Genomic DNA, 16,509 nt, shown 5'->3' with positions numbered 1-16,509 from the left:
CAAAGGCTGCCCCGGAGGCCATATGGCCTCCGGGGCGGTTGCTACGGTAACGGAAAAGACTTCATGATCAGCTTTATTGAATTCGCGGACAAGCTTTCGGCCTGGTTTGCCAAGGCTTTCGGGTGGCTCATCATCCTGATGACGTTGGGAATGAGTTACGAAGTGATGGCGCGTTATGTTTTTAATGCGCCGACGACATGGTCGCTCGACGTTTCCTTCATCATGTATGGCTCGTTATTCATGATGGGCGGAGCCTATACGCTGTCGCGCGGGGGCCATGTGCGGGGTGATTTCCTTTACCGTCTCTGGAAGCCAAGAACACAGGCAACTGTCGACCTTGTGCTTTACATCTTCTTTTTCTTCCCCGGCATTACGGCCCTGATCCTGACAGGCTGGAAATATTCATCGCGGTCCTGGGGATACGGGGAAGTCAGCGTGAACAGCCCGGCGGGCGTTCCGATCTTTCAGTTCAAGGCCATTATGGTGGCTGCGGGGATTCTGCTGTTCATTCAGGGGATCGCGCAGGTCATGCGCTGCATCATGTGCATGCGTGAAGGATACTGGCGCGGTGCCGATGACGATGTCGAAGAAACCGAAGAATTGCTGATGAAGCAGCATGTCGCAAAAGACAACTAACCAAATCGAAACCCGCGATAACCGGTCCGAACGGAGCTGCAAACGTGATTGACGCACATGTCGCCCTGATGATGCTTGGCATCTTCATTATGCTTGTTTTCCTTGGCTTTCCCGTCGCGTTTACGCTGATGGCGCTGGGGATTGGTTTTGGTTACTACGCGTATTTTGACGCAGGACGCATGTGGCGTGCCTTTGACCGTCTGGCCGAGGACAGCGATACCCTGACATCGGCGATAACCTGGATCGAAGGGGCGGTGAATAACCGGATATTCGATCTGTTTATCAACCAGACATACACCGTGATGTCCAACGAGGTCCTGACCGCTGTTCCGCTGTTTCTGTTCATGGGCTACATCGTTGAACGCGCCAATATCGTTAACCGGTTGTTTTCGACACTGAATATCGCCGCCAAGAATGTCCCCGGTTCGCTTGGCGTTGCCGCCCTTGTGACCTGTGCGCTGTTTGCGACCGCGACCGGGATTGTCGGTGCGGTGGTGACCCTGATGGGGATGCTGGCACTGCCCGCGATGATCAAGGCCCGTTATGACAAAAGCTTTGCCACTGGCATCATCTGTGCCGGCGGGACGCTGGGCATTCTGATCCCGCCATCGATCATGCTGATTGTGTATGCCGCGGCATCGGGTGTGTCGATCGTGCGGCTTTATGCCGGTGCGCTGTTGCCGGGCCTGACGCTGGTCGGGCTTTATCTGCTTTATGTCGTGGGGCGTGCCTTGTTGCAGCCAAAAGCCGCACCGCGTCCGACATCCGATGAAATTCCCGATGTGCCGTTGCCCAAGGTTCTGTGGATGCTGGGGACGTCGTTCTTCCCGCTGGCATTCCTGATCCTTGCGGTTCTGGGGTCGATCCTGTTTGGTCTGGCAACCCCGACCGAGGCGGCATCCATCGGGGCGCTGGGCGGGATGGTTCTGGCGCTGGCGTATCGTGCGCTGACCTTTGACCGGCTGCGCGAGTCCGTTTACCTGACGGTGCGGACATCGGCGATGGTGTGCTGGCTGTTTGTCGGGTCCTATACGTTCTCGTCGGTGTTCTCGTATCTTGGTGGCGAGCATGTCATTGCCGAGTTCGTTGGCGGGCTTGACCTGACGCCGCTTCAGTTCCTGCTGCTGGCGCAGTTGATCATCTTCCTGCTTGGCTGGCCGCTGGAATGGTCGGAAATCATCATCATCTTTGTGCCGATCTTCCTGCCGCTGCTGCCGCTGTTTGATATTGATCCGCTGTTCTTTGGTATCCTCGTCGCGCTGAACCTGCAGACATCCTTCCTGACGCCGCCGATGGCAATGTCGGCCTATTATCTTAAGGGTGTTTCGCCTCCGGGTATTTTGCTGACGGATATCTTCAAGGGGATCATGCCGTTCCTGTTCATGGTGATTGTCAGCATGGTTCTGATGTATACCTTCCCCCAGATCGTGTTCCATCTGCCGGATCTGTTCTATGGCGCACGTTAGGAGGCCGTCGGTATGACACTTAATCCGTTGCTGAACCTTGACGTGGTCGAACTGCGTGACCGGCTGGCATCCGGTGCCGTGAGGGCCGTCGAGTATGCCGAGGCCTGCCTTGAGCGGATCGCGGCACTTGAACCGGAAATTCAGGCGTGGGCCTATCTTGATGGTGACTATGTCCTGGCACAGGCACGTGCGCTTGACGCGCGCCGCCAGTCGGGCATGCCGATCGGCCCGTTGCATGGTCTGCCCGTTGGGCTGAAGGACGTTATCGATACGGCCCGGATGCCAACCGAAAATGGCACGCCGCTTGATAAGGGACGGGTGCCGACCGAGGATGCGGTGCTGGTTGAAAAGCTGCGTGCGGCGGGCGCGATCATCATGGGCAAGACGGTTTCGACCGAAATGGCCTTCATGTGCCCGTCCAAAACACGCAACCCGCACAACACATCCCATACGCCGGGGGGATCATCGGCTGGGTCGGCGGCGGCAGTTGCCGCGGCGATGGTGCCTTTGGCCGTAGGAACGCAAACAGGCGGGTCGGTTATCCGGCCGGCATCGTTTTGTGGGGTGGTCGGGTTAAAGCCGACCTTTGGCGCGATTTCCCGTACCGGGGTTCTGGCCCAGTCACCGTCGCTTGATACCATTGGTGTGTTTGCCCGTTCCGTCGAAGGGGCGGCGATGATTGCCGAAATTCTGTTCGGGCATGACGCGCGTGACCGGGCGACGACATTGCAACCCACCCCGCGTTTGCAGGAAGCCGCCAAATCAACGCCGCTGGTAACGCCGACACTGGCCTTTGTCCGCCCACCACAGTTTGACAGTGTGGCCGATGACGATACCGTCATGGCATTTCGCGAATTGACGAGCGTTTTGGGCGAACAGTGCTTTGAGGCACCCCTGCCGAAGGCATTTGATGATGCCGCCGACCTGCGGGCAAAGATCAATTTTGCCGAAATGGCGAAATGTTATTACAGCTATGAAAAGCGCGGACGCGATCAATTATCCCCGCAGATGACAGAGGCGCTTGACGCGGGGAACAAGGTCACGGCGCGGGATTATCTTGCCGCACTGGACTGGCGCGATCTTTACAATGTTGCGCTTGATGAAGTGTTCCAGCGTTGTGATGTGATCATCACCCCGGCGGCACCGGGCCCGGCCCCCGGAAGCCTTGATACGACCGGGAATGCCATTTTTAACGGTCTTTGGACGTTGTGCGGGACGCCTGCGATTACGCTGCCGTTGCTTTGGGCGGAAAACGGGTTGCCGATGGGCGTGCAGCTTGTCGGGCGGCGCGGTGATGATGCCCGGTTGCTTCGAACGGCGCGCTGGCTCGTTGAATTTGTTACGAATTCTGAAAATGAAGGAGCATCGTCATGATACCGTCACGTCTTGATCAGGCAATGGCGATTTTGGCCTTTATCGTCTTTGGGGGCTTTCTTGGCATTCTGTTTGGATATGTCACGCGCTGGGATCTTGGCATTATGGTCGGGATCACGCTGGCGCTGTGTGCATGGGATTTCTGGCATATGGCCACAGGGCGAAAAAGCGACCATCACTGATCGCTTTTAATTCACGCTGATTGTTTCGGGGCGCGCCGGGGATTTCAAAATCCCTAGGCGCGTTTTGTTTTGGCCATGTGGGCAGCTTGTTCCGGTTTGCTGTCATACCCGAAACGGGCGGCTGCAATTGCCGTGACATCGCGGATCAGATCAATTTCTTCGTCGCTGAATTTCGGCCGGTAATAGGTCGGCGCGTGAATGGTGGGGGCGACTTCATTGATGATCGGTTCGGCACCCGGCAGATCAACATGATCAAACAGGCGGCGTAACTGATTTGCCGGGTCGGCGACGAAATCCTCGTAACGGACCACCAGTGTTGCATCGCCAAGCGCCTTGTTCACGGTCATACGATCAGCGATGTAATGGTGCAGGTCGCTCCAGTAATGGGCCCAGCCGGCGACTTCGTCGCCTTCGTTCCAGTGTTTCATGATCTGGCGGGTGGCGTGCAGATCGCCGGTATTGATCGGACGACGATCAAGGCCGAATTCGTAATGGCCGACACGCTGCATATGGGCGACCGCGCGCGGGTTATCCTGTTCGCCCTTGCAGAACAGGTCGTGCTGCTTGGCAAGGGATGCGATATGCCACAGCGGATCACGCACCGGCAGAACGAATCTGGCATCGGGGAAGATCGACAGCAGATACTCCATCCGGGTGACCAGATAGTTCGCCTTGGAGATATAGCGTTTGCCGCCGCGCACATGGATCAGTTTGCGGATGTGATCGCGATAGAACTTCTCGAACGCCGGGTTGCTGATCTGACCATCAAGGACGTTGCTTTCATTGACGTCATGCAGGTGACGGAAAAACGCCATCCAGATCATTTCCTCGAACGCTTCGGGGCTTTCGGGCGTGATGTTGATGCCATCCGCATGGGTGCGTTCAACCGCAACCTCCTTGCCCTTGGGGGCAAGATCGACAAACTTGTTCCACAGATAGGGTGTGAAAACCGGCGGATAGTCGCGGTAGCGATGGGTTGCTGCATCGGAATGGCGTGCCAGCGTTTCCAGAAGGATCGTGCTGCCGGATCGGGCGAGCCCTGCGACAAAGACCGGCTTTTCTATTTGGACATCTTCAATCGCATCACCGGCAAGTTTCGTTTCGAAATTGCCAAGTCTGATCCATTGCATCGGGTGGCGGGCAATCAGGCCGCTTAGCCAGTTATCCCAGCCCGATACATGGAAGGCGGCGCCATTAGACGCGGGTGTGGTTGATTTTTCGGATGTCGTTTGGCCAGTCATTCGATGCGAAATCCTTTTTTGATCGCCAGCGACCCCAATACGAGGGCAAGGAAGAAAGTCAGTTCCCAGCCACGTGCCCAATCCGGGCCGGCGCTGATGATTTGTTGGGTTGGCAATTCGAAACGAAGCTGTGTTACCGGGCTGTCGTCGGGCAGATAGCCCGCCGGATTGCCGATAATCAGGTTCCACCACTGTTTTTGATGGATCACGGGAATGGCGGCGGCTGGTGCCACCAGATAGGTTTCACCGTCACTGGCACCGGGCACCTGAACAACAGGACAGGCACCGTCTTCAAGGCCTGTCGGATTGATGCCGACCTGTTCGATGGCGACATTTTCCGGCTGGGCGCTGATGGAAACCTGCTGCCCCGGTGCCGGGCAGCTATAACCGTACTGCCCGTCCAGCCAGACGATCATCGCAAGGGCGGGCAGGGATGCGACAACCGCCGGGCCGATGACGAAACCGACAAGTTTCAGCGACTGGGCAAGCTGTGCCTTGGCCAGCTTCATGCCTTCGCCGAAATCCTCGCCATCGTCTTCGGCCATGGCCTTGCGGGCTTCTTTCAGCCGTTCCTTGATCGCCTTGATGCGGGTTTGCGGCGACAGCACCTTATAAAGCAGCATCGAAATCACCGCACAGACCAGCGCCCAGATCAGGACGCGTCCAAACGGTCCGAGGGCATCTGCCATCAGGGCATCAAGGGTGCTAAAGGCGGGGGCGGGCCAATCGAGTATTCCCATGCGTCATCGTTCCTGTTGGTCGTTGACCGTTCAGGCTTTCGGCTGGTGCGAATGCGCCGAATGCGTTGAATGCGAGGTGGTGCCAGAGCCGTTCTGCTGCGCACGTTTGCGGTTGCGCATCATTTTGCGGATCGGCCATAGCAGGACAAAGCCAACCGCGACAAATACGGCGGCCAGAACAGCCCACAAAGCAGACAGAAGGCTAAGACCGGCACCCGGTCCGACATAGGCCTGTGCAGGCAGGGCCGTCAGAAGTGTTGCGGCGGCAATGGTCGCGGTTCCAATCGAAAGCAGTTTCATGTTCTGTTTCATTGCTTTTCTCCATCAGGGGAGGTCGGGGTGAAGTTGGTATCGCTGTAAAGGGCTGCGCGTTCATCGCTGATGCGCTCGGCCTGCGATACGACGGGGATCAGTTTTTGGCCGGGGTTGTCGGGATCATCACGGCGGATCGGGTTGTGGTATTCCCAGACGATCTCGCCTTCCGGGGTGACTTCGAAAAGGCGTCCGCCGCTTGATTCGGTAATCAGCGTATTGCCATTGGGAAGGCGTTGCTGATCAGCACGGATGTTGCTGTCGAACCTGTGTTCGGCAGTGCCCTTGTATTCCCAGGTGATGCCGTTGGTTGCGGGATCAATCTGCAGCACGCGGGATTGACCGGCGTCCGGATCGGCAAGCTGGCCCTGATTGTCAAATAGCAGGATATCGCCGTTTGGCAGGACATCCGGGTCATGTTGCCCCAGCCACGGGCCACGTGTTGCCCAGACGACTTTTTCCGCATCCATATCAAGCACGGCAATGATGCCGAGATCACGGAAGGACAGAACAACATCGCCCGCCTTGCCCTGTTCAAAGTTTTGCGCCGTTTCTTCGGTAATCAGTTGGATCGTGTTGGTGTGCAGCACATCCTCGTTCGAGAAATAGGGCGCGAAATCGACCATGTTGGCGTAGCTGGAATTGATCAGCGCATCGAGGATCGAGACACGTTTGATTTCCTTGCCTTCGGGCGACAGGATCACCGCGAAATCGTCAAGCCGCGGCGGGGTGAGCTGTTTGCGGTTGTCATATGTGTTAAAGCGGAATTCCTGGGTCAGGGCATAAACCCGGCCATCGGGCGCAATCGAAAAATCGTGATGTGCGGTTCCCAGATATTTCCAGACCGGTTTGGAATCCCGGTCGATCTTGGCCATGCCATAGCCATATGGCGTGTCGCCCGCCGCGGTATATTGCACGATCAGGTCACCATCAGGTGCCATCTTGGCGGTATGCCAATGCATGAAATCGTCTTTTTGCGGATTGGGGATCGGCGATGTTTCATCGTGGATTTCGCTGAACGGCATGCGCCATTCATGGACGATGTTACCGTCCATATCGACCAGCACGGCATGCGGCCCGTCACCCGACGAATACAGGGTCAGGCCTTTCTGGGTCTTGTCGGCTTTATTGATCGTGACACCGGTTTCTTCGGTCCGGGCGGGGGACCAGAAATCAAGCCGTTCGACACTGCTGTATTTGGTGCGTTGTTCCCACAGGGCCGTGCCCGCACGCCACGCGTTTTTCATCGACTGATAGGGCGGTACTTCGGCCAGTATGACAAACGCACCAATACCGAAGCTGATCGCGGCAACGCCGGTCATGAAGGCAGCAAAAAAGATTTTATCGCCGCGGTTGTTTTCCGCGGATTCATCTGTCTGTTGAGGTGCAGGCACGCGGTAATCTCCTTGTCATCTGACAAAAAGGTTACGCGGGCCTCCGGGCAAATTTACGGCCAGTATCAAGGGGATTGGGGCGGTTTGGCCGCTTTTCGCCTTTGTTTCGCCCAAGAGTTTAATTGTAAGTTGGGATGTTTTCGGGCGGTTTGTTTGTTTGATTACTGCCGGTATTCCACCCCGTCCATGACCAGAAGATTACCGTCAAACCGGCACGAAACAGTGCCTGACGGTGCACTCATGCGTTGCAGAACCTGTCCGGTTGCCGCATCGCTATAGGTGCCGTTGCCATAGGTGACCGAAATGCTGTCGGGCGTGGTGACATAGGTGAAGCCGATTTCGAACCGGAATTTTTGCGCGCTGCCATAGGTGTAACTGACGAAATTACCGTTCCCCTGACCGGGCGAGTCGAGTTTAAGGGTGGAATTACCGGTATTGTCGCGGAATGTGCCACTGGCATTGCGGCAACCGCTTTGGGCCGTGGCCTGCGGTTGGGTGGTTTCGGATGCGGCTTTCCGGGCGGCTTCTTCGGCAGCGGCTTTTGCGGCAAGCTGGCGATCACGTTCCATCAGGGTGGCCAGTTCATCCGGCCCCGAGAGCTTTTTGCCGCCGTAATAATAGCAATCACCGGCCGCGACCGTTTCACCGCCGCAGACGAATTGGCCGGTCTGACTTGGGAATGCGGATCCTTCGGGCAATTCCATCCAGCCACCTTCCCACCAGGTCAGGCGGCCCTGACCGGCGGGCTTGCGTTCGCGCACCGGCCCCTGCCAGACATTGCCGTCCGCCATGCGCAATTCACCCTCACGCGGGTCAAACACGCGATAGGTGCCGGTAAAGCTTGTGCCATCGGGCCATTTGGTCGTGCTGCCCGGTTCGATCTGGCGGCTGTCGCTTAGATATTCGCCGTCCACCTCGCGGCCATCGGCATATTCGATGTCACCGGTGATTTTGTCGCCGGTAATGTCGGCATTGTCGATTTCGGCAAAGGGCTGTTCGTTGCGAGTGATTTCGACCGTGCCGGTGCCGACCGGATTGCCGTTATTTTGCGGGCCGATATATTCCGCCCGGTAGCCGTCATGGGCAAACATGACTTCGGGGCCATAGGTGGTGGTGATCGGTATGCGCCATATCGTGGTGTCGATATTGGGGTCAATCCGGGCGGGATCGGGTTCGCGGCTTATTTTGACGTCTTCGGAAAACAGGCCGTAATCGGCATAGACCACCGTGACCTCGCCGGGGAGCACATCAACCCAGCTCTCCGATTTCAGTTCGCCCAGGCGAGAGACCCTGACCAGATAGCTGTCTGGCCACAGGGTGTATTCCTTCATCTGTCCGGCGGAAAGCTGTTCGGTGGTGAAGGGCTTGAACCCCTTGTTGCGGGAAGCCTTTACGACCTGCATCTGCCAGCCGTAGTAAGCGCCGTTACCGGATGGATTGATCCGGAATGCGATGCTGCCGGGATCGGAAACACTGGCCGGGGCAAGGGATGTTTGCGATGGCATGGGCGAGGGAGCGGGGGCTGTATTGACTGTCTGGCAGGCAGAAAGGCTTATGCCCAAAATGCCAATCGTCACGGTCCTGATCATGGTAACGCCCGGTTTCATCACCCATTCCCCCATAGGCCAAATGATAAAACCGATTTCGCCACAACTTTGGCAGGTTGGGAAGCGTTTAAATTTAGCCTTTCCAGGCAATAAGCGCGGCACCGGTGCCGATCATCACGACGCCAAGCCAGCTTGCGGGGGACAGTTTTTCACCAAGAAATGCTGCGCCAAAAATCGCAACCAGTACCACGCTGAGCTTGTCAATCGGGGCGACCTTTGCGGCCTCGCCAATCTTGAGTGCGCGGAAGTAACATAACCACGATGCCCCGGTCGCAAGCCCGGACAGGATCAGGAACCACCATGTTTTGGCCGATACGGTTGCCGGGTTTTGCCAGTGACCGCCAATCATCAGGATGGCAAAGACCATGATGAAAATGATTGCGGTGCGGATAAAGGTGGCAAAGTCGGAATTGATGTTTTCAATCCCGACCTTGGCAAAAATCGCGGTCAGTGCAGCAAAGCAGGCGGCAAGGGCAGCCCATAATTGCCAGCTTTCCATCACATCCTTCATGCCGATGACCCCCGTTTTGCCTTTCCGGATGCTGCCAGTCGGCCGTTATTTCCGGATCGAGGGATCCAAAAGGGCGTCGATTGGCGGGACCGGTGTGGTTTTGACCTTTTTTGTCACGATATAGGTAAAATATCGGTCAATACCGATGCCTGCGATCAAAAGTCCGTCGATCAGGCGTTGATAGGCATCGACATCGCGACAGAGTATCTTGAGCATATAATCGACCCCGCCGCCAAGGGCATAGCATTCGACGATTTCGGGGATATCCTGAACGGCCTTTTCGAAAATCGTGAAATCCTCGTGCTGGTGATGGCGCAATGTTACCTCGGTCATCACAAGCGTTGGTTTGACCAGCATTTCAAGATTGATATGGGCGTGATAGCCCGAAATGACACCAAGGTCCTCAAGGCGTTTGAGCCGTTCCCAGCACGGGCTTGGCGAAAGGTTCACCGCCTCGGCCAGTTTGACCTTGGTGATGCGCCCCTCGCGTTGCAGCGTGAGCAGGATTTTAAGATCCTGATCATCCAGCCTGATCATTTCCCGACCACCTCGGCAATGACGGCAAGACAATCACCGGTTTTGATCAGGCCGGGGAAATGGCGACAGGCGACGATGCCATCACGCGGTGCCTTGTATTCGGTGGGAACACCGCCGGTCCGGTTGGCATCGTAAACGCGCGCAATCAGATCACCGCGTGTGACCATCTGCCCCAGATCGACACAGGGTTCAAACAGGCCGCTTGAAACCGACGCAACGAAACAGTTGCCATCCGGCATATCCAGCATGACGCCGCTATCGTCGGGGACGTCCGGTTCACCGGTCAGAATACCGGCATGGATCAGAAGGTTGCGCACCCCGCGATCCGCAATCGCCACCCGTTCGGCCGTGGTTGACCCGCCGCCACCCAGTTCGGTGGTGACGAATGTTTTGCCGGCTTCCTCAACAACCGTATCGAACATTCCGACCGAATCAAGTTCGAGCATCATCATCGAATAGGGGGCGGCGAAGGCCTTCATCGCGTTTACGCAGCGGGCTTCCTGTTCCTTGTCGTCAAGGACGTGGACGGCGGCAAACGGGATGAAGTCCAGTGTCTTGCCGCCGGAATGCAGATCAAGGACGATGTCGGCTTCCGGCACCAGATGGCGCAGGACGTAATCGGCGATTTTCTGTGTCACCGTGCCGTCGGCCTTGCCGGGGAAGCTGCGGTTAAGGTTGCCCTTGTCAATCGGGGATGTCCGCGACGCATTCAGGAATGCCGGGAAATTCATCGCCGGTAAAATGATGACCCGCCCGGTGATTTCAGCAGGTGACAGTTTCCCCGCCAGTTTGAACAGCGATACCAGACCTTCGTATTCGTCACCGTGATTGCCGCCGGTCAGAAGGGCAGTGGGGCCATTACCGTTACGAATGACCGTAATCGGGATCATCACAGCCCCCCACGCGGAATCATCACGCGAATAGGGCAGCTTTAAAAAGCCGTGATGAACGCCATCCTGATCGAACGGGATCGTTGGCGTAATCGGGGATTTCTTTGTCATGGCCGTTTCCTTGCATAAAGGCAGGATACCGCGACCGTCGGTATCCTGCGTGGCAGTCTTGCACCGGCATATATCTGCGATGCGATTTTGATCGGCGGTATTCGCGTCAGTTTTTGACGAATAACTGCCTTGGATAACTGGTCAGCGTCTTGCTGCCGGTTTCCGTGATCATCATGCTTTCGGTGATCTCGATACCCCAGTCATCAAACCAGAGGCCGGGCATGAAATGGAATGTCATGCCCGGTTCAAGAACCGTGCGGTCACCGGGGCGCAGGCTCATGGTGCGTTCGCCCCAGTCGGGCGGATAGGAAAGCCCGATGGGATAGCCACACCGGCTGTCTTTGTGGATGCCGTATTTTTGCAAGACGCCAAAGAAGGCAACGGCGATATCTTCGCAGACATTGCCGGGTTTGGCGGCTTCAAGCCCGGCCTGAAGGCCTTCGATCAGGGCACTTTCAGCATCAAGGAAACGCTGTTCGGGTTGGCCGAGATACACCGTGCGCGATAGCGGCGCGTGATAGCGTTTATAGCAACCGGCAATCTCGAAAAACGTTCCGGCATCGCCCGGTATCGGTTTGTCATCCCAGGTCAGATGCGGTGCACCGGCATCTGCACCCGATGGCAGCAACGGCACGATTGCCGGGTAGTCCCCGCCGATCCCGTCAATGCCGACGATCCCGGAACGATAGATTTCGGCAACCAGTTCGTTTTTCTTCATGCCCGGTTCGACAACTTCGAAAATGCGTTCATGCATGTTTTCGACGATGCGGGCGGCCTGACGCATATAGAAAATCTCGGTCTCGGACTTTACCGCGCGCTGCCAGTTTACCAGTGCGGTTGCGTCATGGAACTTTGCGTTGGGCAGATGGGCCTGCAATTGCGCGTAACATCTGGCGGAGAAATAGTAGTTATCCATTTCAACACCGATATTGCGCGTGCCCCAATTGCGATATTCGATCACCTCGCACAGGTAATCCATCGGGTGATGGGTGGTGGATTGCACATAATAATCGGCATAGGGGATGATGCGATCATGGGTCATATAGACCGTGCGCTTTGCCCCGTTTGCATCCTGCGACCGGCCGAACCAGATCGGATCATCTTCGATCGGAACGAGGACGCATTGGTGAACATAAAACGACCAGCCGTCATAGCCGGTCAGCCAGGCCATGTTTGATGGATCGGTCACGATCAGAAGATCGAGCCCCTTTTCCACCATGGCTTTTTTTGTTTTTTCCAAACGCTCGGCATATTCCTCGCGCGTGAAATTCAATTCAACCTGGCTCATCGCAGGCCTCCAAAAAAAGGCGGGGTTTCAGTTTTTCCTGACCCTGTTTCCCTTTGTTATTACGACGTGATCTCGGTCCCGGCCTTGGCTGCGTCGCAGCGGGCGCGGGCGAGGGTGGCGATTGCGGTGTCCTGGACACCCGTACCGGTCAGATCGGCAACCGTGATCGCATCATCGGACGTACGTCCCGATGCCGATCCGGCAATAACCTGACCCAGTTGTGAAAATGTGTGGTCGGCCTTGATAATCCGGGCATCAATGGCGTGATGCAGTTCGCCCAGAATCCGGCATTGCGAAAGGCTGTCGCACACATAAAGGTCTGCCCGGCCAATCAATGCCGGGTCGATTTCGTTTTTATGTTCCGCATCCGACCCCATCGCGGTGATATGGGTACCGGGTTTGACCCAGTCCGACAAAAGGACGGGTTCGCGGGCAGGCGTGGTGGTGACGATGATATCGGCATCCTGTGCCGCCGCCCGGCCATCGGGCGTTGCGGTTACGGAAAGGCCAAGTTCGCTGGCGCAGGCGGCGGCACAGAGTTCGGCCTTGGCCATGTCGCGTGCCCAGATGGTGGCCGATGTGATGCCGCGTACCAGTTTAAGCGCCTTGAGCTGCAATTTCGCCTGCACACCGGCCCCGAAGATCGCGGCATGTTTTGCATCCTTGCGTGCCAGATGTTTGGCGGCGACACCCCCGGCGGCAGCGGTGCGGACATCGGTCAGATAACCGTTATCGAGCATGACGGCTTCGAGCAGGCCGGTTTTGGCTGAAAACAGGTTCATCAATCCGTTGACAGATGGCAGGCCGAGTTTCGGATTGTCAAAGAAGCCGGGGCTGATTTTGATGGCGAAACTGTCCAGTCCTGGGACATAGGCGGTTTTGACATCGACCTCGCCATTGTGGTCGTCGATATCAAGCCGAAGGATCGGCGGCATCCGCACATCCTTGGTCGCCAGGGCCAGAAAGGCGTTTTCGATACAGGCAATCGCATCGGTATCAAGGGTGATCACGTTGCGAAGGTCGGTTTCGGTCAGAATTCTGATGTTGGGCATGATGATTACTCCGCCATCAGGTCGACGTCTTCGCCGCCGACAATACGTTTATGCAAATCCATGTCGATATTGCAGCCGGTCGACAAAACGACCGTGGTGCCCGGATTGTCGATCAATCCGGCGCGAAGGGCCGCGATACCAACGGCCGCTGCTCCTTCGATCACCTGCTGGTCATCGTGATAGGCGGCCCGGATGCCGTCCGCGATCTGGGCTTCGTTCACCAGAACAAAGTCATCTGTCAGATCGGCACACATATCGAATGTGTACTGGTTGTTTTGTCCGATGCCGCCGCCCAGACTGTCGGCCAGTGTCGGCAGTTCTTTGACCGCGGTCGGTTTGCCTTCCTGCAGGCTTGTGATCATCGCACAGCCGCGTTCCATCGAAATGCCGACAACCCGGATCGCCGGATTGATCGATTTTGCCGCGAGTGCCACACCCGCCAGAAGCCCGCCGCCCGACAATGGCACCAGAAGCGTGTCGGTTTCGGGAAGCTGTTCAAGGATTTCAAGGCCAAGGGTTCCCTGACCGGCGATGATGTCGGCATGGTCGAAGGGGGGCAGCATGGTCATGCCCTTTTCCGATACCAGACGGTCGACTTCCTTTTGGGCTTCGTCCTGTGACGTGCCGGAAATGCATATTTCTGCCCCCTGGGCGCGGATGCCTTCGACCTTGTTCTTCGGGACCAGTTCGGACATGCAGATGACGGCGCGCACCCCGGCATTGCGTGCCGCATTGGCAAGAGCGCGGCCATAATTGCCGGTCGATACGCCGACAACGCCCTTTTCCTTTTGTTCGGGCGACAGTTTCAGAACGGCATTCGCCGCCCCGCGCAATTTGAAGCTGCCGGTATATTGCTGGTGTTCGCATTTCAGCCACACGGACGATCCGATCTGCTCAGACAGGCTGGCAGACGGGCGCAGTGGTGTATGGATCACGTGGCCCGCGATGTTTTTGCGGGCAGAAAGCACATCACCAAGCGTGATGGGTTCCTTCATGGCGACCTCGTTACGATTTGTGTGGGGCGTGGTCAAACAGGGTTCCGAACCCCGCGACCGGTTTGTCGTATTTCATCAGATGCAGCGCGTGCCAGATCATTGCCTGGTTGCTGGTGATCACGGGCTTGCCCAGAAGCTTTTCCGCACGTTCGGCAATCTCGGCGGACCGGATTGCAGTGCAGGAAATGAACACGGCATCGGCATCCGGGCTGTTGACCTGCAGGGCCGCAGCCAAAAGGGCGTCGGGTGGGATTGCAGTCATATCAATATCGTTTTCAAGCCCGAACCCCATCAGCCGGGTCACATCGAAACCGCGCGCGATCAGTTGTTCGGCAACGGATCGGGTGACATCCAGAACATAGGGGGCGACCACGGCGATTTTTTGCGCACCGATTGTTCGCAATGCGACATCTGTTGCCAGCAGCGGATTGGTCACGGCTGTGCCCGGCATTGCCTTGTTGATCAGGGCTTCGATCCGGTCCGATCCATTGACCGCCGTTCCCGACGTGCAGCCGAAAATGGCGACATCCACCCCATAGCCCGGCAGCAGGGTGCGTGCGGCACGCGGCAGATCGTCGGCCATGCTGCGCAGGGTGTCGACGGTGATCGGATTGGCATTTTCAATGCGGGTGGTGAACAGGCCAACATCGTCGGGAATGATGCGACGCAGGTCATCCTCGCTGTTGAAATCGGTGGCGAGCGTAATCAGCCCGATCCGCCCGGCCGGGGCAACCGGATCGGGCAAATAGGACAGGTCTACCGGCTCTGGCGTGACCGCGGGGGCAACGGACATCGTCCTGAACTCCTTGATGGGGCGGGGCAATGAATGCCCGCACCCCGGTTTGATATTGTGGTTGTTCTTTCCGGGACGATCCCGGTTACCTGCCGATTAACGGAAAGCCATGGTCGGCAGGAACAATGCGATCTGCGGAACAAAGACCAGAATCACCGCGGCCAGCAGAAGCATGAAGATAAAGGGCGGCGTTCCGCGGATGACCTCGTAATAAGGTCGCCTGAAGATCGCGATGGCGGTGAAAATATCGCAGCCAAATGGTGGTGTTGCCGACCCGATGGCGACCTGCAGGGTCACCAATGTACCGACCAGCACCGGATCAAGCCCGGCATCACGTACCAGCGGCATGAAGATCGGTGTCAGAACCAGAATGACGACAATCGGATCAACGAACATGCAGCCGATGAAGAAGGCGATGCAGATGGCGGCAAGGATCAGATAGCTGTTCGCGCCTTCAAGGCCCAATGCACCGATCACATGCTGCGGGATCTGGGCAAAGGAAATCACAAAGGAGAAAGTTGTACCCGCGCCGACAAGGATGAAGACCACGGCGGTGATCAGGCCGGTCGATCGGGCGATTTCCAGCATTTCCGACCATTTCACCGACTTGAAGATCAGAACCTCAAGAATGATGGCATAGACCACGGAAACGGCGGCGACTTCGGTCGGGCTGACCCAGCCGAGATAGATGCCGCCAACAATCAGAACCGGGAACATGATGGCCGGGCCGGCATTGATAACGGCCTTGCCGCGTTCCGCCCAGCTCATGCGCGGGATGGTCGGGATGTTGTTCTTTTTTGCGTAATAGACGCAATAGGCCGAAAACATCAGAAGGATCAGAATGCCCGGGCCGATCCCGGCCAGGAACAGTTCGCCGATCGATACCTTGCCGACCACGCCAAACACGATCATGCCGATGGAGGGCGGGATCAGAAACGCGATGTCACTGGCATTGATGATCAGGGCCATCGCAAAGCTGTCTTTGTAGCCTGCCTTAAGCATTTTCGGGCGCAATGGTCCGCCCATCGCCACCACGGTTGCCTGTGTCGAACCCGATACCGCGCCAAACAGCGTACAGCCAAGGGCGGTGGTAACGGCAAGGCCGCCGCGCACATGACCGACAAAGGTCATGGCAAGGTCGATCAGCCGGTTGGCCGTATGTCCCTTTGTCACGATATCGGCGGCAAAGATGAACATCGGCACGGCAATCAGTGCCACCGGCGAAATCCCGGTCACCATTTGCTGGATCAGAATTTTGGGATCAATCGGCATGTAGAAGGTAAAGGCGACAACGCTGGCCATGGTCAGCGGCACCATCATCGGGAAACCCAGCACCAGAAGGACGAGCATCACAATGAGAATTGTGGTTCCAAGATCCAT

At 57.1% G+C, this 16,509-nt stretch carries 17 protein-coding genes; 4 read left to right on the top strand and 13 right to left on the bottom strand.

Going from position 1 to position 16,509, the window contains the following annotated elements:
* The first annotated feature begins 63 nt into the window (after positions 1-63).
* The 4 genes from AUP42_RS05065 to AUP42_RS05050 are packed head-to-tail and all read left to right on the top strand — an operon-like array spanning position 64 to position 3,658.
* Positions 64-636 carry a TRAP transporter small permease subunit gene (locus AUP42_RS05065; protein WP_062949558.1) on the top strand — a complete coding sequence of 191 codons (573 nt, stop codon included), beginning with the start codon at positions 64-66 and terminating at the stop codon, positions 634-636.
* Positions 637-680: 44 nt separating this feature from the next.
* On the top strand, positions 681-2,102 hold the full coding sequence (locus AUP42_RS05060) for a TRAP transporter large permease (RefSeq protein ID WP_062949556.1): 1,422 nt from the start codon (positions 681-683) through the stop codon (positions 2,100-2,102).
* Between the two features lie 12 nt (positions 2,103-2,114).
* A complete protein-coding gene (locus AUP42_RS05055; protein WP_062949554.1) occupies positions 2,115-3,476 on the top strand; it encodes an amidase in 1,362 nt (453 codons plus the stop codon).
* Positions 3,473-3,658 carry a hypothetical protein gene (locus AUP42_RS05050; protein WP_062949552.1) on the top strand — a complete coding sequence of 62 codons (186 nt, stop codon included), beginning with the start codon at positions 3,473-3,475 and terminating at the stop codon, positions 3,656-3,658. Before AUP42_RS05055 ends, AUP42_RS05050 begins: the two co-directional genes overlap by 4 nt.
* 53 nt (positions 3,659-3,711) lie before the next feature.
* Here AUP42_RS05050 and AUP42_RS05045 read toward each other — a convergent pair whose 3' ends face one another.
* The 13 genes from AUP42_RS05045 to AUP42_RS04985 form a co-directional block, all read right to left on the bottom strand.
* Complete coding sequence (locus tag AUP42_RS05045) at positions 3,712-4,899, bottom strand: sulfotransferase family protein (RefSeq protein ID WP_062949550.1); 1,188 nt, start codon at positions 4,897-4,899, stop codon at positions 3,712-3,714.
* Positions 4,896-5,639 carry a hypothetical protein gene (locus tag AUP42_RS05040; protein ID WP_062949548.1) on the bottom strand — a complete coding sequence of 248 codons (744 nt, stop codon included), beginning with the start codon at positions 5,637-5,639 and terminating at the stop codon, positions 4,896-4,898. The genes AUP42_RS05045 and AUP42_RS05040 overlap by 4 nt, the downstream gene beginning before the upstream one ends.
* 30 nt (positions 5,640-5,669) lie before the next feature.
* Positions 5,670-5,951, bottom strand: a complete 282-nt coding sequence (locus tag AUP42_RS05035; protein WP_062949546.1) for a hypothetical protein — start codon at positions 5,949-5,951, stop codon at positions 5,670-5,672.
* Entirely contained in the window at positions 5,948-7,345 is a 1,398-nt protein-coding gene (locus AUP42_RS05030) for an arylsulfotransferase family protein (RefSeq protein WP_062949544.1), read from the bottom strand. The genes AUP42_RS05035 and AUP42_RS05030 overlap by 4 nt, the downstream gene beginning before the upstream one ends.
* Before the next feature lie 161 nt (positions 7,346-7,506).
* Positions 7,507-8,952 carry a hypothetical protein gene (locus AUP42_RS05025; protein WP_062949542.1) on the bottom strand — a complete coding sequence of 482 codons (1,446 nt, stop codon included), beginning with the start codon at positions 8,950-8,952 and terminating at the stop codon, positions 7,507-7,509.
* 73 nt (positions 8,953-9,025) lie between these two features.
* Positions 9,026-9,463: an EamA family transporter gene (locus AUP42_RS05020; protein WP_062949539.1), complete on the bottom strand. Its 438-nt coding sequence runs from the start codon at positions 9,461-9,463 to the stop codon at positions 9,026-9,028.
* Positions 9,464-9,508: 45 nt separating this feature from the next.
* The gene (locus AUP42_RS05015) at positions 9,509-10,000 is read right to left on the bottom strand and encodes an Lrp/AsnC family transcriptional regulator (RefSeq protein WP_062949537.1); all 492 of its coding nucleotides are present in this window, start codon (positions 9,998-10,000) and stop codon (positions 9,509-9,511) included.
* Entirely contained in the window at positions 9,997-11,001 is a 1,005-nt protein-coding gene (gene doeB, locus AUP42_RS05010; RefSeq protein WP_062949535.1) for a N(2)-acetyl-L-2,4-diaminobutanoate deacetylase DoeB, read from the bottom strand. The genes AUP42_RS05015 and doeB overlap by 4 nt, the downstream gene beginning before the upstream one ends.
* Before the next feature lie 106 nt (positions 11,002-11,107).
* Positions 11,108-12,289 carry an ectoine hydrolase DoeA gene (gene doeA / locus AUP42_RS05005; protein WP_062949533.1) on the bottom strand — a complete coding sequence of 394 codons (1,182 nt, stop codon included), beginning with the start codon at positions 12,287-12,289 and terminating at the stop codon, positions 11,108-11,110.
* 59 nt (positions 12,290-12,348) lie between these two features.
* On the bottom strand, positions 12,349-13,341 hold the full coding sequence (gene eutC / locus AUP42_RS05000) for an ectoine utilization protein EutC (protein WP_062949531.1): 993 nt from the start codon (positions 13,339-13,341) through the stop codon (positions 12,349-12,351).
* Between the two features lie 5 nt (positions 13,342-13,346).
* Positions 13,347-14,336, bottom strand: a complete 990-nt coding sequence (eutB, locus tag AUP42_RS04995; protein ID WP_062949529.1) for a hydroxyectoine utilization dehydratase EutB — start codon at positions 14,334-14,336, stop codon at positions 13,347-13,349.
* A gap of 10 nt (positions 14,337-14,346) precedes the next feature.
* Complete coding sequence (locus AUP42_RS04990; protein ID WP_062949527.1) at positions 14,347-15,129, bottom strand: Asp/Glu racemase; 783 nt, start codon at positions 15,127-15,129, stop codon at positions 14,347-14,349.
* 96 nt (positions 15,130-15,225) lie between these two features.
* Complete coding sequence (locus AUP42_RS04985) at positions 15,226-16,509, bottom strand: TRAP transporter large permease (protein ID WP_062949525.1); 1,284 nt, start codon at positions 16,507-16,509, stop codon at positions 15,226-15,228.

It is taken from the genome of Thalassospira lucentensis (assembly GCF_001613805.1).
Lineage (GTDB): Bacteria > Pseudomonadota > Alphaproteobacteria > Rhodospirillales > Thalassospiraceae > Thalassospira > Thalassospira lucentensis_A.
Note: the sequence above shows the minus strand (reverse complement) of the source record. Positions and strands in the feature narration are given on the sequence as shown.